Below are 19,686 nucleotides of genomic sequence, written 5' to 3'. Positions count from 1 at the left end.
CTGCATCGCCGGATCACGAGGCGATCCAGACCGCCTTCCAATCCATGTATTTGTCGAAGGCATGCAAAGACTTGTCTCGTCCGAAGCCGGACTGCTTGAAGCCGCCGAACGGCGAAGACATATTGCCACGGTCGAAGCAGTTGACCCAGACAACGCCCGCGCGCAGATTCTGCGCGGCCCGATGGGCGCGTCCCACATCGCTGGTCCATACCGCGGCCGCCAGCCCGTAGACGGTATCGTTGGCGACGCGGATGGCGTCGTCGAAACCGGCCACGGTAATGGCGGACAGCACGGGCCCGAAAATCTCTTCCCGGGCGATCCGCATGTCGTTGCCGACGTCGCCGAAGACGGTGGGTTCGATGAACCATCCGCCGCTGTCGACACGTGCGGGTTTGCCACCCAGGACCAGCCGCGCACCGTCCGCGCGGCCGGCGTCGATATAGGACATGACGCGTTCGTGCTGGGCCTGGCTGACGATGGCGCCCATGCGGGTCGCCGGGTCCAGCGGATCGCCGGGCACCAGTTCACGGGCCACGGCGGCGATTTTCTCCAGCAAGGCGTCGCGGATGGGCGCTTCCACGATCAGGCGCGAGCCGGCATTGCATACCTGGCCGCTGTTGCTGAAGATGCCCAGCGCCACGGCGCGCGCCGCGGCGTCCAGGTCCGGGCAATCGGCCAGGACGATATGCGGGCTTTTGCCGCCGCATTCCAGGCCGATGCGCTTGATGTTGGATTGGCCGGAGTACTGCATGAACAGCTTGCCGACCTCGGTGGAGCCGGTAAAGCCGACGGCGTCAACGTCCATGTGCAGGCCCAGCGCGCGGCCGGCGGTCTCGCCATAGCCCGGAACGACGTTCAGCACGCCCGCGGGCAAGCCGGCTTCCATGGCCAGTCCCGCGATGCGGATGGCGGTCAGCGGCGATTGTTCGGCGGGTTTCAGGATGACCGAATTGCCGGCCGCCAGCGCCGGCCCCAGTTTCCACGACGCCATGGACAAGGGATAGTTCCAGGGCACGACCGCGGCAACCACGCCCAGCGGTTCGCGCATGATCATGGTCGTCATATTGGCGGCGGTGGGCGCCATTTCGCCGTACAGCTTGTCGATGGCTTCGGCATACCACTGGATGCAGGTGGCGGCGCTGACGATGTCGCCGTTGTAGGCGTTGGCGATGGGCTTGCCGACATCCAGCGATTCCAGCAGCGCCAGTTCCTCGCGGTGCGTCATCATCAGCTCGGCGAGCTTGAGCAGGATCTGCTTGCGCTCGGCGGGCGCCCGGCGCGACCACACCCCGGATTCGAAGGCGCGGCGCGCGCTTGCCACGGCGAGATCGACGTCCTCTGCATCGCAGGCGGCAATCTGGGCGATGACCTTGCCCGTCGCCGGATTGACGGTGGGGAAGGTCTTGCCCGACAGCGCGGGGCGGTACTGCCCGTCCACGAAGGCTCGCCATTCAGGCTGGCAGCGCGCAGCGCGCGTTGTCCACGCCTCTTTTCCGGGGATATTCAAGGGCTGTTCCTCCCATTGTGGCGTCGCGTCTGGCGCGATCGGAATGCATTGCAGTGTAGGAAGGTCAGCTCATAATATCCAATACAGCTTTGGCAGCTTCTTCCTTCCAAAAAGTTATGGATATTGGATATGCTCAATGTGCGTCACCTCGAAATTTTCCGTACCGTGGTCCAGACCGGTTCGGTATCCGCCGCGGGGCGCATGCTGTATATCTCGCAGCCCGCGGTCACCAAGACGCTGCGGCTGCTGGAGGGCGAGCTGGGCCTGACGCTGTTCCAGCGCGTGAAGGGGCGGCTGGTGTGCACGCCAGAGGCCGACGCCCTGATGCCGGAAGTGGAACGCCTGTTCGGCAGCGTGGAATCGGTACGCCAGGCGGCGCTGGAGATCCGGCAAGGGGTGCGGGGCCGGATCAGCGTGGCGTCGGTGTCCACGCTATCGATGTCCGTGGTCGCCCAGGCGGTCCATGTCTTTCACGAGCGGCATCCGCAGGTCCAGTTCGACGTGCGCGCGCTGCCCACCCGCCACGTGATCGAGTACGTGGGGACCAGCCAGGTCGACATGGGCATCGTGGACGTGCCCACGCCCGCCGCTTCATTGGAAGCGGAAGAGATCTGCAAGAGCGAAGTCGTTTGCGTGCTGCACCGCGATCATCCGCTGGCGCGGCATGCCCGGCTGACGCCCGAGCTGCTTGCGGGGTGGCCGATCATTACCTTCGCCGACGACACGTTTACCGGCTTCCGGCTGCGGGAAGCGTACCGCGAGCGCGGCGTGGCCTACGAGACCGCGCTGGTGTCCAATAGCACCGCCACGCTGTGCGCGATGGTGGAAGCCTTGAACGCGGTCGCGCTGGTCGACCATTTCATCCTGATGACCGGAGCCTTTTCGCAGTTGGTCATGCGGCGTTTTTCTCCTCGTATCGACATGCGGCCGCGCTTTCTTTTTTCCCCGATGCGGCCGCGTTCGGCCATCGTGGCCCAGTTCGCCGATGAAATCCGCGACGCGGCGCGCGCGGCGGTCCGGCGGCTGTCGCGCAGCGGTTAGCGGGGCGTTCAAGCAAGGAGAAGGGAGGGGCACCGCCGCCGGTCGCCGGGCCCGGCTGAATCGCGCGGCGCGACTTGGAATACAATTTTGATTGCTCCTCAAGTAGCTTTACAAGTCCGTGCCGGCGCGCGCGGGCGCAAGAGAGCGGATAGTGTGCATGCCCCGCCCTTGGAGTGGGCCAAAGGCGGGACGACATCCAAACAGACGGGTGCGCCAGGCGGCGGGCGGCGATAATCCGCGCGTCATGCCGGGGGAGGCGCCCAGGCGGGACTGGAGGAATCAGGTTGGATATCAAGAAAACGGCGGCGAAACTTCGTGGCGGGATCAAGCCGGCGACGGCGGGCAAGACGGCCGGAACCAGGGCAAAGGGCAAGGAGCTCACCAAGCCTTCCGTGAAGGCGCGGGCGCGCGCGGAAGCGGCCGATGCGGCGCGGGATCCGCTGCGGATAGGCTCGAAGTTGAAGCACGCCCGGCTGCTGCAAGGCTATACGCTGAAAGAGCTGGCCGATATCGTCGAATGCTCCGAAAGCATGCTCTCCAAGCTGGAGAACGACAAACTGGCTTCGTCCATCGGCTTTTTGCACCGGCTGGCGAATGCGCTGGGCACCAGCATCGCGGAACTGTATTCCGCGGAGGACAGCTTGTCCGGGCCGGTGCACGTCTTCCACGCCGGCCGGCGGGCGCGCAGCGTTGCGGATCCGGACGCGCTGGACCAGGGGGTGCGGTTCGAGCGCATCGTGCCGATCGACCGCAATGGACTGCTGCAGGCGCTGGTCCACAGCATCCCGCCCGGCGCGCGCAGCGGCGACACGGTCAGCCATGCCGGGGAGGAGCTGGGCTACATCATCGAAGGCGAAGTCGAAGTGACGGTCGACGGCAAGAGCTATGTCGTGCGTCAGGGCGATTTGATTTTCTTCCCCTCTTCGTTGCCGCATGGCTATTGCAACAAGGGCGACAAGATGGCGCGCATGCTGAAGGTGAACACGCCGCCGTCCTTGTAGATGCCGCGGCGAGCGCATCTGGCGTCGCGATGCCGGATGCGCCGTTCGGCCGGAACTCAGTATAAACTTGACGGCCTATAAAGTCTCTTGAGTATCCCGTGCCCCGCGACTGTGGAAACGCCAGGTACGCAAGGGCATGCGCCCTTCTGTTCGGCCAGAGCATCAGGGTCCCGGAATTGACAGGAGCCTTGATTGTCGACGAAGCCTGATGCCGCCGTTGCGGGCAATGCAGATGAAGCCCCCGCGGGGACCGTCCCCTGGCGAGAAAACTATGTCCCTTACGCGATCTCCCGCGTGTTGTCGGCGGTGGGATTCCAGGGCATCGGGATCGCGCTGGGCTGGCTGGTGTACGACAGGACGCACAGCGCGTTCTACCTGGGCCTGATCGGGCTTTGCCAGTTCCTGCCGATGGTGGTCCTGACGCTGGTCGTGGGCCACGTGGCGGACCGCTTCGACCGCAGGCGCATCGCCTTGGCCGCGCAGAGCGTCAAGGCCATCGTGGCAATCGCCCTGAGCTGGGCAATCTGGTCGGGCGGCCTGAGCGTGCCCGTGATCTTCGTTTCCGTCGTCATCCTGGGGGCGGCGCAGGCGTTCGAGCAGCCGACCATGCAGTCGCTGGTGCCCAGCATCGTGCCGCCGTCGGCCTTGCAGCAGGCGCTGTCGGTCACGACGGCGCTGTCCCAGACCGCCACCATCATCGGGCCCGCCCTGGGCGGCCTGGCCTACGGGATCAATCCGCTGGCGCCCTTCCTGTTGTCCTCGGTGATGTTCGTCGTGGCCAGCATGTGCGTGATGTCCATCAAGACGGTGCGCGGCGGTTACAACCGCGGGCCCGTCACTTTGAGTTCCGCGTTCGCGGGCGTGTCGTTCATCTTTAACCGGCCGGTCATGCTGGGCGTGATCTCGCTGGATCTGTTCGCGGTGCTGCTGGGGGGAACGACCGCGCTGCTGCCGATATTCGCGCGCGACATTCTGCAGGCCGGCCCGTGGGCGCTGGGCCTGCTGCGCTCGTCCTCCGCGGTGGGGGCGGTGTTGATGTCGCTGTTCATCGCCCGCGTCCCGCTGAAGACGGGCATAGGCATGAAAATGCTGGCCTCGGTGGCCGTGTTCGGCGTGGCGACGATCGTGTTCGCGCTCTCCAGCAATATCGCGCTGTCCGTCGTGGCGCTGGCGGTGCTGGGCGCCGCCGACACCATCAGCATGGTGGTGCGCATCACCCTGGTGCAGCTCTTGACCCCGGATGAGATGCGCGGACGCGTGAACGCCGTCAATTCGCTCTTCGTCGGCACCTCCAACCAGCTCGGCGAGTTCTACTCCGGCACGCTGGCGGGCTTCGTCGGCCCGGTGGCGGCGGGCGTGATCGGCGGCGTCAGCACCATCGTCGTGGTGGCCCTGTGGCTGCGTCTCTTTCCCGACCTGCGCAAGGTCAAGACACTGGCGGGGTAGGCGCCGCAGCTCCAGCCCGTGGGTTTGCGATGCGCCCGGGGACTATGCCCCGGGGCGCGGCCGGTCTACGACGCCACCGTGATCTGCGTGAAGTCCTGGTACCAGCTTTCCGCTTGCACGAAGCCTTTGACCTTCTGGCTCATGGCGCGCGGGTTCAGGTCGTGCACCGCGAAGATATTGGGCGCGTCATCCACCACCTGCGCGTGGGCGGCGGCCAGCCTGGCGTCCTGGTCGGCCTGGGTGAAGGCGGACAGGGCCTCGGTCAGGAGCTGGTCGACCTTCGCGTTGCTGTAGCGTCCCCAGTTGCCCGTGCCCCCGCCGTCGCGGTTGAAGCAGTTGGTGTAGAACTGCGTGGGGTCGCCGAACGGCTGGCCATGGCAGATGACGTCGTAGTGGGGGGCCCCGTTCACGCCGGGGACCTGGCGCATGGCGGTCAGCACCGAACCCCAGTCGGCGACGACGAGGTCGACCTTGACGTTCAATTCTTCCAGGCTTTGCTGCATGAACTGGCCCATGGGCAGCGGCACCATGTTGCCCGAGCCGGCGGTCGGGATCAGGGTCCGTAGCGTGATGGGTTTCTTGCCCGGGCCGTAGCCGGCATCGGCCAGCAGGGCCCTGGCTTTGTCGGGATCGTAGCTGTAGATCTGCGTCGGCTTGCCGAACAGCTTGTAGTCCTGGTCGTACAGGCCGATGGCCGGCGTGGCCGTGCCGCTGAGCAGGCCGACCATGCTTTCGCGGTCCAGGCCGTAGTTCAATGCCCGCCGCACGCGCACATCGCGCAGCGGGCCGGGATCGGCGCAGTTCAACACGAAAGACCACAGGTGCAGATAGGGCTTGGTGACGACGTTGAAGCCCGCGCTCTTCAGCGCCGGAATGGAATCCGGATCGGGGAATTCGATCCAGTCGACCTGCCCCGAGCGCAGGGCGGCGACGCGCGTGTTGGAGTCCGCGATAGGCATCAGTACGAAGCGATCGAGCCTGGAAATGTGCTTGGGATCCCAATAGCCCTGGTTGGGCACCAGTTCGATGGCCACGTGGGGCGTGACTTTCACAACCTTGAACGGGCCGGTGCCCGAGGGGTTGGAGCGGAAGGCCAGCCAGTCCTTGCCCAGTTTTTCGTACTGGCGCGGGCTGACGATGAACAGCCGCGATAGGTGATAGGGAAGCAGGCTGAAAACGGTTTTGGTGCGGATGGCGAACTGCGTGTCCGAGACCTTTTCATAGCCGGCGATGATGGCCGCGTAGGCACCGGCATAGGTGGGCGCCAGCTTGTCGTAGTGCGGCGCATCGCGGTTCAGCTGGCGGTCGAAGTTCCAGACGATATCGTCCACGCTCAACGGCGACCCGTCGTGAAAGGACACGCCCTTGCGGATCGTGAATAGCCAGCGCTTGTTATCGGCGGGGTCGACGTGCCATTCCGTTGCCAGCCCCGGAATGAGATCCGGCGGGGTTTTGGTGTTCGCGAAATCCCATAGGACCAGCGCGTCGAAGATCGGATATCCGGCAAAGCGGCCGCCTTCGCTGCCGTTGTCGGGCATGCCGTTGGTCAGCGGCACGTCGGTGGTGGTCATTGCGACCCGCAGCGTGCCGCCGCCGGCCCCCTGCGCGAAGACGCTGCCGGGCCTTCCCGCCGCGAGCAGCGCGGCGCCGGCGAGCTGGAGCGCGTTCCGGCGTGTGATCGTTCCCATGTGATTCTCCCTTGGCCGGGACGCGCGTGCGTCCGGCTTAGTGCTTTTGTGAAGCCCCGGGGCCTGGCCCGGCGCGTGAAGACCGCCGCTTGCGGGCAAACGATCCGATGGATGCGCCGGGCCGTCAAGTTCCTTGATTAATAATTAAGTATGGTGCGATGCGCAAGAGGTATTCGCCCTAGTCGGTTTTTCTCCACATATGCGCACAAGCCCGGTGCGGTCCATGTGCGTGCATGGTGCGGCTGGCGCACCAATCTGTTCCAGAAGCGCAAGGCCGGCAAAAACGTCAGGAAAGTCACTTGACACATCGTCAAGTCATGCGACAGGATAGTTCCACCCGTCGGTCATCGCGCAACGCCGGGCGATCCCGGATCCCCAGGACGGGATATTGATTGGCTGACCAGCGGCCCGCGCGCCGCGGCGAGGAAACAGACGATGAACGATATGCATGTCAACGTGAATCCCGCGGCTGCCGCGGCGGAACAAACCGCAGGGACGCAGCCCTTCCAGCTGGAAGAGACGACGATAGAGACGCTGCAGGCCGCGATCCAGCGTGGCGGGATTACGGTGGTCCAGATCGTGCAGCGGTATATCGACCGTTGCCGCGCGTTCAATGGCGTGTCCAGCATGCTGGTGACGGAAGACGGCAAGCCCGTGCCGGCCGCGCCCGGCGCGGTGCGCGCCGGCGCGCCGCTCGCTTTCCCGAGGCATACCGTCCCGGTACGCGACTATGTGCCGGACTACGACCAGTACAAGGGCGTGCCGCTGGAGTTCGGCCGCATGGAGCCGACCGCGTCGGACCCCAGCGTCATGCAGCAGTACGGCATGATCGTCGACATCCCGAATGCGGGACAGGTGAATGCCTTGTCCACACTGAACATCCGAGGCGAACGATCGACGGTCTGCAAGGGCGAGTTCGACAAGCACCCGTCCCTGGGCCCGCTGCCGCCGGGCGCGCCGCCGATGTGCGAATTCTTCCGCCACTATCCCGATGCGCTGGAGCGCGCCGCCGAGCTGGACGCCGAGTACGGCACCCATCCCGACCTGGAGAAAATGCCGATGTACGGCGTGGTCTTCTCGTTCAAGGACCCGTTCGATACCAAGGATATGCATTCCATGGGCGGCGCCGACGCCGCCTACGATATCGATGTGCCCGCGCGCGACCATATCCTGGTGGAGCAGCTGCGCAAGAAGGGCGCCATCATCTTCGCCAAGTCCGTCAGCACGGAATACAACGGCCGCGCCGGCGACCCGGGTGGCCGCCACAAGCCGGAGAAAGTGCTGGTTTCCACGCTGGGATACCAGCGCACGACCTGGGGCGGAAATCCTTCCAATCCCTACGACACGACGCGCTCGGCCTCGTTGGGATCCAGTTCGGGTTCGGCGCTGTCGGTCAGCGCCAACCTGTGCATGATCGGCCTGGGCGAGGAAACGCGCGCGTCCACCCGCGGCCCCGCGAACCACAATTCCGTGGCGCTCATCCTGCCGCACAAAGCGCTGATCGGCTTCGACGGCGGCGCCATCGGGGCCGACATCCACAACGATCGCACCGGCATTCACGCACGCAAGATCGGCGATGCGGCCAAGGTGCTGGACGCCTTGAAGGACCCGGTCGAAGGGTACTACGACCCGCGCGACCCGTTCACGACCGTGCCGCGTTCATCGGCGCTGAGCACGCCCTATGCCAGCCACGTCTACAAGTCGAAGTCGCTGAAGGGCAAGCGCATCGGCATCGTGCGCGAGTCCATGTTCTGCCTGCCCGACGACGTCGCGGCGCGGCCCATCACCGCCGCCGCCGCGCGCGAAGTCAAGGAAGTACTGGGCAGGCAGCTGGGCGCCACGCTGGTCGAGTCCGCGCATGCGCATTGGACGCCGGATTCTGAAGTCGAGCAGATGACGGTGGACTTCAGCAAGGCGCTGGCACGCCTGGTGCCGGTCTTCATGCCCGACATCCTGTTCCGCGTAACGGAGCGCGGCGAACCGGTGTTCCCGGATTTTGCGGCGGCGATCCGGCGCACGGAGTTCCAGCCCGGCAAGTTCTTCGGCACGGGCACCATGAGCCCCATCGACTACATGGTCGAGATGGCCGAAGGCCGCATCGCCCCGCCCAGGAACCTAGACATCATCACCGTGCAGCACCAGGCCGACTCGATGGCGTTCCGCTTTCACATCCCGCAGTACCTGACGCGCCGCGCCGAGGATTGGAAAAAACTGGGCTTCACGGAAACCGTGGTGGACTTCCCGACGCTCAATGCGCGGTCGAAGTTCTGGGGCGATGACCAGCGCGCCGCGTTCAAGAACTGGGAGGAAGTCGTCGACATGCGCAATCCGCTGGACGAGCGCCAGGGCGTGAACGAGCGGCTGATGTTGCGCGAGCTGCTGCGGCGCGTGGACATGATGGTGATCCTGGAGAACCGCCTGGACGGACTGGTGCGGCTGCATACGCCGTATCCGCCCGGCAAGATCGGCGGCGCCCCGTATCCGGGCGTCTCCGGCACGCCGCGCAACGAATCCGCCTATGGCCCGAACGCCGGCTTGAGCGAGATCCTGATCCCGGCCGGCTATGTCGACGAGGTCTACGACTACACGTTCAAGCTCAGCGACGATGGCACCCGCTACGTGCCGCAGCCGTCCGCCACGCCGACGCCGGTGCCGGCGCCGGGCATGCCGTTCTCGCTGGTGTTCCGCGCCGAGCCGGGCAAGGAGGATCTCATCCTGGATATTGCCTCGGCATACGAAGCGGCGTCCAGGCGGCGCGTGATGCCGCCTTCCTTCGGCCCGTTGCCGTAAGGCGGTGGGTAGTGGATCGCTTGCACAGGGAGGTAAGGCATGGCCAGGCAGGATCGGGAACCTGAACGCGGCGGGCCGGCGCAGCCGCTCCTGCTCGTCAAGGGGCTGGTAAAGCATTTCCCGGTTGGCTCGGTCCTTGCCGGCGGCCGCAAGCTGGTGCGCGCCGTTGACGGCATGGACCTGAGCGTGCAGAAGCAGGAGACCCTGGGTATCGTCGGCGAATCCGGTTGCGGCAAGTCGACGTTCTCGCGTCTTCTCATGTCGCTGCTGGCGCCGACGGCGGGCGAGATCATCTTCGACGGCGACCCGGTGGGCGGCTATCGGGGGATCAGTCTGAAGGAGTACCGCCGCCAGGTACAGATGGTGTTCCAGGACAGTTATTCGTCCTTGAACCCGCGCCTGACCATCGAGGAGTCGATCGCCTACGGCCCCGTCGTCCACGGCGTGGGTCGCCGCGAGGCGCGGGACCGGGCGCGCGACCTGCTGTCCGCCGTGGGATTGGCGCCCCGGCAGTACGCGCGGCGCTTTCCCCATGAACTGTCGGGCGGCCAGCGCCAACGCGTGAACATCGCGCGGGCGCTGGCGTTGCGGCCGCGCCTGATCATCCTGGACGAACCGGTGTCCGCGCTGGACAAGTCCGTGGAGGCCCAGGTGCTGAATCTGCTCATGGACCTGAAAGAGCAGTTCAGCCTGACCTATCTGTTCATCAGCCACGACCTGAATGTGGTGCAGCACGTGGCCGATCGCGTACTGGTGATGTACCTGGGCAAGGTCGTGGAGCTGGGCCCGGCCGATTCCGTTTTTGCCGCGCCGGCCCATCCTTACACCCAGGCGCTGATGGATAGCCGCCCGTCCATGGATCCCGCGCGGCGGCGTACCGAGCCGCCGCTCAAGGGCGACCCGCCAAATCCGATCGAGCCGCCCTCCGGGTGCCGCTTTCATACGCGTTGCGCCATCGCTCGCGAGCTGTGCGCCGCCTCGGCGCCTGCCCTGACCGGCATCGGCCACTCGCGCGAGGCCGCCTGCCATGCCGCGATACCGGGCAGCGACTTTCCGCGGAGTGAACGCTGGGGGGCGGCAACGATCACGCCCGCCCACCATGCCGGAGGCCCGCCATGACCCGGCAAGCCCTGATCCGGGCCCGCGACCTGCACGTCAGCTTCGTGTCCCGCGACGCGACTGTCGCGGCGGTCAACGGCATCGACCTGGACCTGAACGAGGGCCAGGTGCTCTGTGTGCTGGGCGAAAGCGGGTCAGGCAAGTCGGTGACGATGCGTGCGTTGATGCGCCTGAACCCGAGGTCGAAGACCGTGATGCGCGGCGAGTTGACCGTGGCGGGCCACGACATGATGGCGCTGCCGGAGTCCAGTCTGCCGGATTTGCGCGGCAAGGTCGTATCGATGATTTTCCAGGAACCGATGACGGCCCTCGACCCGGTCTTTCCCATCGGTCGCCAGATCGTCGAAACCATCGTCCGGCACGAAGGCGTATCGAAGGCCGAGGCGCGGCGGCGCGCGCTCGATCTGCTGGATCTGGTGCAGATACCCTCGGCCAGGATGCGCCTGAACGCCTACCCGCACGAACTGTCGGGCGGGCTGCGCCAGCGCGCCATGATTGCCATGGCGATTTCCTGCCGGCCCAGGCTGCTGCTGGCCGACGAACCGACCACCGCGTTGGACGCGACCGTGCAAATCCAGGTGCTGCTGTTGTTGCGCAGCCTGCAGGAGGAGCTGGGCATGGGGGTGGTGTTCGTTACGCACGACCTGGGCGTGGCGGGCGAGATCGCCGACCGCGTGGCGGTGATGTATGCCGGCCGCATTGTCGAACAGGGCAGCGTGTCGTCCTTGCTGACCCAGCCGCTGCACCCGTATACGCAGGGGCTGCTGGGTGCCACCGTGCAGCCCGGCAAGCGCGGCGAGCGGCTGACCACCATCCCGGGTGCGCCGCCCGACTTGCGCAAGCCCATGCCGGGTTGTGCCTTCGCCCCGCGCTGTCCGCGCGCCGACGAGGCCTGCCGCGCCGCGGTGCCCGAATTCCATTATCCGGCGCCGGGGCGGGCGGTGCGCTGCATCAAGGTCATGGAAGCGGCGAGGGCGCCGTAGGGCGCCGCTCCGTCCCGCCAACCCGTCCGAGGAATACGAACGATGCTGTCCTATATCGCACGCCGCATTCTGTACATGGTGCCGATCGCGCTGGCGGTCAGCCTGGTGTGTTTCCTGCTCATACACCTGGCGCCTGGCGATCCCATCGCGGCCATGGTGCCGCCCGATACGCCGCCCGACGTGGTGGCGCAGGTGCGCAGCGACTATGGACTGGACCGGTCCCTGCCGGTGCAGTTCGGCCTGTGGCTCCAACACGTGGTCCATGGCGACCTGGGCATGTCGATCACGCGCGGCAGGCCCATCCTGCCGGATCTGATCGTGGCCAGCGGCAATACCCTGATCCTGGCGGTGACGGGCGGCATCCTCGGTTTCGTGCTGGGCTGTGTCCTGGGCGGCATCGCGGGGGTCTACCGCGGGACCTGGATAGACCGCGTCCTGCTGGGGGCGGCCGTCGCGGGCGTGTCGATCCCGCATTATTGGCTGGGCATGGTCCTGGTCATCATTTTTTCGGTGGCCCTGCACATGCTGCCGGCCATGGGCGCGGGACCGGGCACGTCCAGCGCATGGGCGTGGGACTGGGCCCACATCCAGTTCCTGATTCTGCCCGCGGTGACGCTTTGCGTCATTCCCGCGGGCCTGGTCACCCGCACGGTGCGCGGGCTGGTCAGCGACATCATGAGCCAGGATTACATCACCACCTTGCGCGGCAAGGGCCTGCGCGGGCACGGCATCGTCACACATGTATTCCTGAATGCCGCGCCCACCGTGATCGCGGTCATGGGCCTGCAGCTGGCGAACCTGATGGGCGGCTCCATCCTGGTCGAGACGGTGTTCGCCTGGCCCGGTACCGGATCGATGCTCAACGATGCGATTTTCCAGCGCGATTTCCCGACGCTGCAGGCCGCCACGCTGGTGCTGGCGCTGTTTTTCGTCGTGCTCAATCTTGCCGTGGATCTTATCCAGACCGCGATAGACCCGAGGATCAGCCGCACATGATCGTCATCCCGAAAGACGCCGGCCTGCCGGTGGCCGCGGACACGCAGGAATGGGAAGCGGAGAACAGCTACTGGCGCGGTGTCGCCCGGCGCCTGCTGCGCGATCGCACGACGCTGGTCTGCGGCGCCATCCTGATCGCCATCTTCATGATTCTCGTGCTGGCGCCATGGATCGCGCCTTATGAGCCTAACGTAGGGCGGGCCATCCTGCGCTTGAAGCCCATCGGTTTTGCCGGCCACCTGCTGGGCACGGACGAACTGGGGCGCGACATGCTGACCCGGTTGATGTATGGCGGCCGTTATTCGTGGCTGATCGGCATTTCACCGGTGCTGATGGCGTTCACGATCGGCGGCATCCTGGGCGTCGTCGCGGGCTTCGCGGGCGGCAAGGTCAACATGGCGATCATGCGCGTCACCGATGTGTTCTATGCCTTTCCCTCCGTGCTGCTGGCCGTATCGGTCAGCGGCATGATAGGCGCGGGCGTGCTGAACGTGATTCTGTCGCTGACCTTCGTTTTCATTCCGCCCATCATCCGCGTGGCCGAAAGTGTCACGACCGGCGTGCGCGACCTGGAATACGTCCAGGCGGCGCGCAGCACGGGGGCGGGCTCGCTATCGATCATCTTTACGCACGTGCTGCCCAACGTGCTGGGGCCGGTTTTCGTCTATGCGACAGGGCTGGTCGGCCTATCGATGATCGTCGCTTCCGGCTTGTCCTTCCTGGGATTGGGCGTGAAGCCGCCGGACCCGGAATGGGGGCTGATGCTCAGCAGCCTGCGCACCGCGATCTACAACCAGCCCCTGATCGCGACCTTGCCGGGTGCCTGCATTTTCGTCACCAGCATGTGTTTCAACTTCGTCAGCGACGGGTTGCGCACCGCCATGGACGTGCGCGCCTAGGATGCCCGCCGGATGGCCTCTGGCCCGCGCCGCGCCCGTCGAGGTTTGAGCTGCCGGATGGCGGCGCCTATCGCCAGCCCAGTCGCCGCATCAATTCGGTGGCGGCTGCGCGCAGCAATGCCAGGTGGCGTTCCTGTTGCGCCTCGTCAAAGCGGAAGTGCGGCACGGTCAGCATCAGGTTGCCCCTGACCTGCCCTTCGCGGTCGAAGAACGGCACGGCAATTCCGTGCATATCGGGCGCGCGTTCCGCGTAGCTGGTGGCATAGCCCTGCCTGCGTATCTGTTCCAGCGTATCGCGCAGTTCGGGAACGTCGAGCTCGCGTCCGTTCAGTGGGGAGGTGGCCGCCTGCCCGATGGTTTCGTCGATTTCGTCCTGCCGCAGGAAGGCGAGGATGGAGCGGCCCGCCGCGCCCCAGGTAAGCGGTTGCAGTTGGTTGAGCGCCACGGTGTATCGCAGCGGGTGCGACGGCCAGGCGATATCGGACATGAAGATGCGCAGTTCCTGCCGGGAGAGCAGCACCAGCATCGCCGTTTCGTCCGTCGCGTCGCGCAACCCGTGCAGCAATGGCGCGGCGAGACGGTTGATGGGCATTTCGGCGCTGAGCTTGCCGGCGACCCGGTAAAGTTCGATGCCCGGCGTGTACAAGCCTTCGGCATCCTGGTCGACGAAGCCCAGCGGCCTGCACAGCTTCAACAGGCGATGCACGCTGCCGCGCGGCAGATCCAGCTCCCGGGCCAGTTCGTTCAACGGCCAGCGATCCCTGGCCGCGAAGGCGGACAGGATGCGTAGCACACGATTGACCGTTCCCGTGTCGGCCGGAGAAGCTACCTTGGTGACCATGGCATGGATTGTCGCTGTAATCGGCGCGTGAAGGATAACATTGCGGCCGGGCCCCGGCCTCTTGCCAGGCCCATACGCCAGGCCCGCACGCCAGGCTGTGCCGGCGGCCACGCGCCGCAAGAAGCGGAGTTCCGCCGGCCCGGGCATTCCCTAGACTTCAGTCCATGGGCCCGGCCACGGCCCGCCCGGATGGAGAACTGAAATGGCTTCTTATGTGTTCAAGACCGTCGCGACGCCGGTGGGCAGGTTGAAGCTCGTTGCCAAGGGAAAGGCCCTGTCCGCCATCCTGTGGGAGAACGACAGGCCCGGCCGGGTGCGCCTGGGCGAGATGCGGGAAGACGCAGACGATCCGACGCTGCTGGAGGTCGAGCGCCAGCTGGGCGAATACTTTGCCGGCCGGCGCGATCGCTTCGACGTCCCGCTGGAATTCGCCGGCACCGAGTTCCAGAAAAAAGTCTGGGGCGCGCTATTGGAAATCCCCTATGGGCAGACATGCAGCTATCGCAGCATCGCCGAGCGCATCGGCCACGCGAAAGCCGTCCGCGCCGTGGGCGCGGCCAATGGCAGGAACCCGATCTCCATCATCGCGCCTTGCCATCGCGTCATCGGGGCAGCCGGCAGCCTGACCGGGTTCGCCGGCGGGCTGGATGTGAAGGCGCGGCTGCTCGCCCTGGAGCGCCGGACGGACACGCCGCCGGCGTGAGGCCGCGGCGACGGCCGCCGTCCGGCTCAAGAATTTCCGCATTGTTGTTCCTTTTCGATTAACCCCCCCGGGGCGGAAGCGCAGATTCTAGAAACTTGTAGGGACCTAGCTGCAAGGAACAACACAATATTCATTTACAGTTTTGAGAATTTCCGCCTGTCGGGGCGAGCGCAAACGGCGTAACTTTTCGGGACTCGATTTCCATGCCGTTCATGGCGTAAATACACTGGCATCACTTCTCTTTCGACAGGTGAACAACATGAGAATCCTCCTCGTCGGCGCCACGGGATTCCTTGGCACTGCCATCGCGCGCGAACTGCGCGACGATCATGATCTCGTCCTCGCGAGCCGTTCGGATGCGGCGCATCCCGTGGACATCCAGGACGACGCCAGCGTGCGGGCGCTGTTCGAGAAAGCCGGCCAGGTGGATGCCATCGTTTCCGCCACGGGGCATGTGCACTTCGGGCCGCTTGCCCGCATGACGGCCGAACAGTTCGATATCGGCCTGCAGGGCAAACTGCTGGGGCAGGTGCGGCTGGCGCTGATCGGCCAGCACTATCTGCGCCCCGGCGGTTCGATCACGCTGACCACGGGTATCCTGACCGAAGCCGTCATTCGCGACGGCGTCAACGCGACTGCCGTGAACGCCGGCATAGAGGGCTTCGTGCGCGCCGCCGCCTTCGAATTGCGCGATGCGCGCATCAACGCGGTCAGCCCCACCCTGCTGCGGGAATCCCAGGATGCCTACGGCGCCAGCTTCCCGGGCTTCGAACCCGTGCCCGCCAGCCGTGCGGCGCTGGCCTTCCGCCGCAGCATCGAGGGGATCGAAACCGGGCAGGTCTATCGGGTCTGGTGATGCCGGCTGCGCCCGGCTGCGCGATGGCTCAGCCGTCCTGCGCCGCCGTTGTGCCGGCGGGCGCGCCTTTGCCGGTCAGGTGGTTCACGAACAGCTTGGCGGCCGTGGGTAGCGCCTGGAAAGAGCGTACGCATATCCGCAGCTCGCGCCGTGCCCACGGTTCATCGATGCGCAGGATGCCGATATCGAAGATGCGGGCATAGAGCGTGGCGATGTCCACCGGCAGCACGCCCAGGCCCAAGCCGGCGTTCACCATGAAGCACAGCGTATCGAAGCCCGTAACCTGGACCTTGACGCGCAGGGGCCGCTCCAGCCGGTCCGCCGCATTGGCGACGATCTGATTGATGGCGCTGCCCGTATGCAGGCCGACGAAATCATGGGCCAGCGCATCGGCGAAGCGGAAATCCGGCGCGGCCAGCAGGGGATGGCCGGCGGGCGCGATCAGGGCCAGGGTGTCCTGGCGGTAGGGCAGGGCTTCCACATCGCGGCCCGGCGGCATGCCGGAAAAAATCCCCACGTCGGCGGCGTTCTCCTGCACCGCTTTCAGGATGACGGGCGAGATCTTCTCTTCCAGCTGGAGCTGGATGTTCGGGTAGGCCGCGGCGAAGGATTGGATGTCGCCGGGAAGGAACTGCGTCAGCGCGGAAATATTCGCGAAAACGCGGATGAAGCCGCGCGCGCCGCTGGCATATTCGCGCATCGAGACGGTAATGTCGTCGAGCTCGCGCAGCGCGCGCCGTGCCATGGCCGCCAGGGCCATGCCGGCGTTGGTGGGCTGGATACCCTTGTTGGTACGGACCAGCAACTGCGTCTTGAGCTGTTCTTCCAGTTCGCTCATGCGCTTGCTCACCGCCGCCGCGGCGATATGCTCGCGCTCGGCGGCGGCGGCGATCGTCTTTTCCTCGATCACGCTGATGAACAGCCGCAGGGAAGTGGGATCCAGGTGCATGCGCAGCAGTATACGTCCGCGAACGCCGCCATCGCCTTGCGCGAGGGCTGTGCCCGTAGCGCCATCGCGCCTTGCGATGGCGCCATCATGAACCGTCGATTCCGCCCGGCCCGGCCCGTTGCTAGACTGCCGCTTCCGGCGGAGGAACACGATCATGACATCTGCACATACCGGCAATTCCACACTGGGCCGCATCCCGGCCGACGACGCTTCCGGCGGCGCGCAGAAGGCCGCCGTCCCGGCAGCGCGCCCGCGCCTCTACATCCAGGAAGTCGCCCCGCGCGACGGTTTCCAGAACGAAAGCCAGTTCGTGGAAACGCAGGACAAGATCCGCTTCATCGACGCGCTGTCGGCCTGCGGCTACGCCAAGATCGAGGCGACTTCGTTTACGTCGCCCAAGGCCATCCCGGCGTTGCGCGATGCCGAGATCGTCATGCATGAAATCGTGCGGCATCCGGGCGTGGTGTACACGGCGCTGGTGCCGAACGTGCGCGGCGCGGAGCGCGCGCTGTCCTGCCGGGTCGACGAGGTCAACCTGGTGATGTCCGTCAGTGAAACGCACAACCGCTCGAATCTGCGCATGTCGCGCGACCAGTCCTTCGCGCAGCTGTCCGATGTGATCGACGCGGTGCGCGGCAGCCGCGTGGCCATCAATGTGTCGCTGTCGACGGTGTTCGGCTGTCCGATGGAGGGCGATATCGATCCGTACGAGGTATTCGAGCTGATGGACCGCTTCGCCCAGCGCGGGGTGAACGGCATCACGTTGTGCGATACCACGGGAATGGCTTATCCCAGCCAGGTAGAAGCCATATCGCGCCGGGCGAAGTCGCTGTTCCCGCAACTGGAACTGACCCTGCATTTCCACAATACGCGCGGGATGGCGCTGGCCAATACGATGGCGGCCCTGCGCGCCGGCGTGGACCGTTTCGACGCCTCGCTGGGCGGTATTGGCGGCTGCCCTTACGCGCCCGGGGCCAGCGGCAATGCCTGTACGGAAGAACTGGTGCACATGCTGCAGCTGGACGGCTATGACACCGGCGTGGACCTGGCCGGCATCCTGGCCGCCGCGGGGACCCTGCCGGCGCTGATCGGCCACGACGTGCCCAGCCAGATACTGAAAGCCGGCACGCGCGACAGGCGGCATCCGGCGCCCTGCCAATAAATCGGATTAAGATGCAACGGCCCTTGCGACGGCGCATGGTTCGGACAGGGCAATCCGCGATCCGTTCAGGATCCCCGCGCGGTACGGCGCGGGCATGCCGCCGGCCTTACCTGTGAGCAGTCGTCCACCATGAAATTCCACTATTCGCCTGGTTCCTGCGCGCTGGCCGTCCATATCGCGCTGGAAGAAGCGGGCGCGCAGTACGAGGCGCACCGTGTGCATTTCGACCGGCAGGAGCAGCTTTCGCCGGAGCACCTGAAGATCAATCCGCTGGGCCGGGTGCCGGTGCTGGAAACGCCGCGCGGCGTACTGACGGAGGTGATTGCCATCCTGGGCTATATCGCCGCTGCGTATCCGCAGGCCGCGCTGGCGCCGGCCGACACCTTCGACATGGCGCGGATGATGTCCTTCAATGCCTTCCTCTCTTCCAGCGTCCACGTGGCCTACGCGCATTCCACGCGGGGTGCGCGCTGGTCGGACGATGCCGGCTGCCAGGCCAGCATGGCCGCGAAGGCGCCGGGAAATTACGCGGACCTGTTCGAAATGATCGAGACCCGCAAGTTGGCCGCGCCGTGGGCGATGGGCGAGCAATACACCGTGGCGGACCCGTATCTGTACGTGATGACCCGTTGGCTGGCGCGGATGGACATCGACGTCGGCCGCTTCCCCGGTATCGCCGCCCATCATCGCCGCATGAACGAACGGCCGGCGGTGCAGCGCGCCTTGCAGGCGCAGGGCTTGTCGGCATAGGGGTACAAAGGCCGGCGCCGCGCGGCAATCGCGCGGCTCCTTCTAGCGTTAACAGGCCCTAGTGCAGGTTGAACACCCAGCATCGCAGGCTTTTGCGCGCGATGCGGCTGTTGACCACGCGCACGCCCAGGAAGTACGGGTGACGGCTTTTCTTTAGCTCGCTACGCAGTTCCTGCGTCAGTTCGATGGGCGTCGGCGTGCTTGCCAGTTCGTTCGCCAGGTGGCGGAAGTTCAGGGCCAGGAAGCGATCGGCGCGTCGCGCGTGATTCAGCTCCGCGCCGTTCATCATGCGGCCGAAGATGGCGTCCCAGAAGCGTTCGAGAACCGGCGATGCGCTGGTGCGCGGCATGATCGGAAACTGGCACAGCTGGTTGAGCTGCGCGCGCAGGATTTCCTGCTCGATGGGCGTGGCGCTGGTCTTCAGCGCATCCGATAGCGACGACATCTGGGATTGCAAGCGGCGGAACTGGCGCTTGACCACCGCAGCGTCCACGGTCTGCGTGGCGGTCTGCGCGCGCGTGCTCCAGTAGTCGAGCAGGGTGGGAAACCCTTCCAGCTGCAGGATCGCCAGGCGATGCCGCAGATGCGTGTCGGCATGCGTATCGGCCAGGCGATCCAGCCACAGCGCCAATGCGCCGATCGGCAGGGTGGGCGTCTCCGCCGCGCGCCGGCCGTCCGGCACGGTCTTCACCAGTTCGCGCAAATCGGGATCGGCGGCAAGCCTTCGCATTTCCGCCCATGCGTCCAGCTGCATGGATTCGCATAGCGGCGCGATGGCGGCCAGAACGGTCCTGCCGTCATGCGAGCAGGGGATGCGAAGATCGGCGAAGGGGGTATCGACGAATTCGGACATGGAGCGCTCCCGTTTTTCGACAGCCGCATCCCTGGGATGCCGGCGGTTGGGCCTGCGCGTCGAGTCTCGCCTTTACCCTGGCGATACTCCGCGGTCAGGCAT

Annotated in this window: 17 protein-coding genes; 12 read left to right on the top strand and 5 right to left on the bottom strand. The window is 65.9% G+C overall.

What is annotated here, in order from left to right; translation table 11 throughout:
- Positions 1-13: 13 nt before the first annotated feature.
- A complete protein-coding gene (locus ACO1P8_RS07970; protein ID WP_486295360.1) occupies positions 14-1,507 on the bottom strand; it encodes an aldehyde dehydrogenase in 1,494 nt (497 codons plus the stop codon).
- Between the two features lie 129 nt (positions 1,508-1,636).
- On the opposite strand from ACO1P8_RS07970, the gene ACO1P8_RS07965 reads away from it, so the two are divergent.
- The 3 genes from ACO1P8_RS07965 (at position 1,637) to ACO1P8_RS07955 (ending at position 4,995) form a co-directional block, all read left to right on the top strand.
- Entirely contained in the window at positions 1,637-2,548 is a 912-nt protein-coding gene (locus ACO1P8_RS07965) for a LysR substrate-binding domain-containing protein (RefSeq protein WP_486295359.1), read from the top strand.
- Between the two features lie 284 nt (positions 2,549-2,832).
- Positions 2,833-3,549, top strand: a complete 717-nt coding sequence (locus ACO1P8_RS07960; protein WP_486295358.1) for a cupin domain-containing protein — start codon at positions 2,833-2,835, stop codon at positions 3,547-3,549.
- Between the two features lie 192 nt (positions 3,550-3,741).
- Complete coding sequence (locus tag ACO1P8_RS07955; RefSeq protein WP_486295357.1) at positions 3,742-4,995, top strand: MFS transporter; 1,254 nt, start codon at positions 3,742-3,744, stop codon at positions 4,993-4,995.
- Between the two features lie 65 nt (positions 4,996-5,060).
- Here the strand turns inward: ACO1P8_RS07955 and ACO1P8_RS07950 are convergent, their stop codons facing one another.
- The gene (locus ACO1P8_RS07950) at positions 5,061-6,683 is read right to left on the bottom strand and encodes an ABC transporter substrate-binding protein (RefSeq protein ID WP_486295356.1); all 1,623 of its coding nucleotides are present in this window, start codon (positions 6,681-6,683) and stop codon (positions 5,061-5,063) included.
- Between the two features lie 435 nt (positions 6,684-7,118).
- Between ACO1P8_RS07950 and ACO1P8_RS07945 the strand changes: the two genes are divergently transcribed.
- From ACO1P8_RS07945 to ACO1P8_RS07925, 5 genes are read left to right on the top strand one after another with little or no spacing between them, the layout of a single operon-like run.
- Positions 7,119-9,473, top strand: a complete 2,355-nt coding sequence (locus ACO1P8_RS07945) for an amidase family protein (RefSeq protein ID WP_486295355.1) — start codon at positions 7,119-7,121, stop codon at positions 9,471-9,473.
- 39 nt (positions 9,474-9,512) lie between these two features.
- A complete protein-coding gene (locus ACO1P8_RS07940) occupies positions 9,513-10,592 on the top strand; it encodes an ABC transporter ATP-binding protein (RefSeq protein ID WP_486295354.1) in 1,080 nt (359 codons plus the stop codon).
- The gene (locus ACO1P8_RS07935) at positions 10,589-11,575 is read left to right on the top strand and encodes an ABC transporter ATP-binding protein (protein WP_486295353.1); all 987 of its coding nucleotides are present in this window, start codon (positions 10,589-10,591) and stop codon (positions 11,573-11,575) included. Before ACO1P8_RS07940 ends, ACO1P8_RS07935 begins: the two co-directional genes overlap by 4 nt.
- A 42-nt stretch (positions 11,576-11,617) precedes the next feature.
- Positions 11,618-12,571: an ABC transporter permease gene (locus tag ACO1P8_RS07930; RefSeq protein WP_486295352.1), complete on the top strand. Its 954-nt coding sequence runs from the start codon at positions 11,618-11,620 to the stop codon at positions 12,569-12,571.
- Entirely contained in the window at positions 12,568-13,470 is a 903-nt protein-coding gene (locus tag ACO1P8_RS07925) for an ABC transporter permease (RefSeq protein WP_486295351.1), read from the top strand. Before ACO1P8_RS07930 ends, ACO1P8_RS07925 begins: the two co-directional genes overlap by 4 nt.
- Positions 13,471-13,537: 67 nt before the next feature.
- Here ACO1P8_RS07925 and ACO1P8_RS07920 read toward each other — a convergent pair whose 3' ends face one another.
- Positions 13,538-14,311 carry an IclR family transcriptional regulator gene (locus ACO1P8_RS07920; protein ID WP_486295350.1) on the bottom strand — a complete coding sequence of 258 codons (774 nt, stop codon included), beginning with the start codon at positions 14,309-14,311 and terminating at the stop codon, positions 13,538-13,540.
- 202 nt (positions 14,312-14,513) lie between these two features.
- Between ACO1P8_RS07920 and ACO1P8_RS07915 the strand changes: the two genes are divergently transcribed.
- Entirely contained in the window at positions 14,514-15,014 is a 501-nt protein-coding gene (locus ACO1P8_RS07915) for a methylated-DNA--[protein]-cysteine S-methyltransferase (RefSeq protein WP_486295349.1), read from the top strand.
- Between the two features lie 259 nt (positions 15,015-15,273).
- Positions 15,274-15,870, top strand: a complete 597-nt coding sequence (locus ACO1P8_RS07910) for a short chain dehydrogenase (protein WP_486295348.1) — start codon at positions 15,274-15,276, stop codon at positions 15,868-15,870.
- 28 nt (positions 15,871-15,898) lie between these two features.
- Here ACO1P8_RS07910 and ACO1P8_RS07905 read toward each other — a convergent pair whose 3' ends face one another.
- Entirely contained in the window at positions 15,899-16,819 is a 921-nt protein-coding gene (locus ACO1P8_RS07905; RefSeq protein ID WP_486295347.1) for a LysR family transcriptional regulator, read from the bottom strand.
- 154 nt (positions 16,820-16,973) lie between these two features.
- Here ACO1P8_RS07905 and ACO1P8_RS07900 point away from each other — a divergent pair, with 154 nt between their 5' ends.
- Both ACO1P8_RS07900 and ACO1P8_RS07895 read left to right on the top strand, forming a co-directional pair.
- Positions 16,974-17,981 carry a hydroxymethylglutaryl-CoA lyase gene (locus tag ACO1P8_RS07900; RefSeq protein WP_486295346.1) on the top strand — a complete coding sequence of 336 codons (1,008 nt, stop codon included), beginning with the start codon at positions 16,974-16,976 and terminating at the stop codon, positions 17,979-17,981.
- Between the two features lie 129 nt (positions 17,982-18,110).
- Entirely contained in the window at positions 18,111-18,731 is a 621-nt protein-coding gene (locus tag ACO1P8_RS07895) for a glutathione S-transferase family protein (RefSeq protein WP_486295345.1), read from the top strand.
- Positions 18,732-18,789: 58 nt separating this feature from the next.
- Here the strand turns inward: ACO1P8_RS07895 and ACO1P8_RS07890 are convergent, their stop codons facing one another.
- Entirely contained in the window at positions 18,790-19,584 is a 795-nt protein-coding gene (locus ACO1P8_RS07890; RefSeq protein ID WP_486295344.1) for a hypothetical protein, read from the bottom strand.
- Between the last annotated feature and the right edge of the window lie 102 nt (positions 19,585-19,686).

The sequence above is a fragment of the Bordetella sp. genome, assembly GCF_057362025.1.
The sequence above is the reverse complement of the archived record's forward strand: the minus strand, read 5'-3'. Positions and strand labels throughout refer to the sequence as shown.

Coding starts and splice junctions, on each gene's coding strand:
- ACO1P8_RS07965 (WP_486295359.1), top strand. CDS start 1,637: ATGCTCAATGTGCGTCACCTCGAAATTTTCCGTACCGTGGTCCAGACC.
- ACO1P8_RS07950 (WP_486295356.1), bottom strand. CDS start 6,683: ATGGGAACGATCACACGCCGGAACGCGCTCCAGCTCGCCGGCGCCGCG.
- ACO1P8_RS07945 (WP_486295355.1), top strand. CDS start 7,119: ATGAACGATATGCATGTCAACGTGAATCCCGCGGCTGCCGCGGCGGAA.
- ACO1P8_RS07940 (WP_486295354.1), top strand. CDS start 9,513: ATGGCCAGGCAGGATCGGGAACCTGAACGCGGCGGGCCGGCGCAGCCG.
- ACO1P8_RS07935 (WP_486295353.1), top strand. CDS start 10,589: ATGACCCGGCAAGCCCTGATCCGGGCCCGCGACCTGCACGTCAGCTTC.
- ACO1P8_RS07930 (WP_486295352.1), top strand. CDS start 11,618: ATGCTGTCCTATATCGCACGCCGCATTCTGTACATGGTGCCGATCGCG.
- ACO1P8_RS07925 (WP_486295351.1), top strand. CDS start 12,568: ATGATCGTCATCCCGAAAGACGCCGGCCTGCCGGTGGCCGCGGACACG.
- ACO1P8_RS07920 (WP_486295350.1), bottom strand. CDS start 14,311: ATGGTCACCAAGGTAGCTTCTCCGGCCGACACGGGAACGGTCAATCGT.
- ACO1P8_RS07915 (WP_486295349.1), top strand. CDS start 14,514: ATGGCTTCTTATGTGTTCAAGACCGTCGCGACGCCGGTGGGCAGGTTG.
- ACO1P8_RS07910 (WP_486295348.1), top strand. CDS start 15,274: ATGAGAATCCTCCTCGTCGGCGCCACGGGATTCCTTGGCACTGCCATC.
- ACO1P8_RS07905 (WP_486295347.1), bottom strand. CDS start 16,819: ATGCACCTGGATCCCACTTCCCTGCGGCTGTTCATCAGCGTGATCGAG.
- ACO1P8_RS07900 (WP_486295346.1), top strand. CDS start 16,974: ATGACATCTGCACATACCGGCAATTCCACACTGGGCCGCATCCCGGCC.
- ACO1P8_RS07895 (WP_486295345.1), top strand. CDS start 18,111: ATGAAATTCCACTATTCGCCTGGTTCCTGCGCGCTGGCCGTCCATATC.
- ACO1P8_RS07890 (WP_486295344.1), bottom strand. CDS start 19,584: ATGTCCGAATTCGTCGATACCCCCTTCGCCGATCTTCGCATCCCCTGC.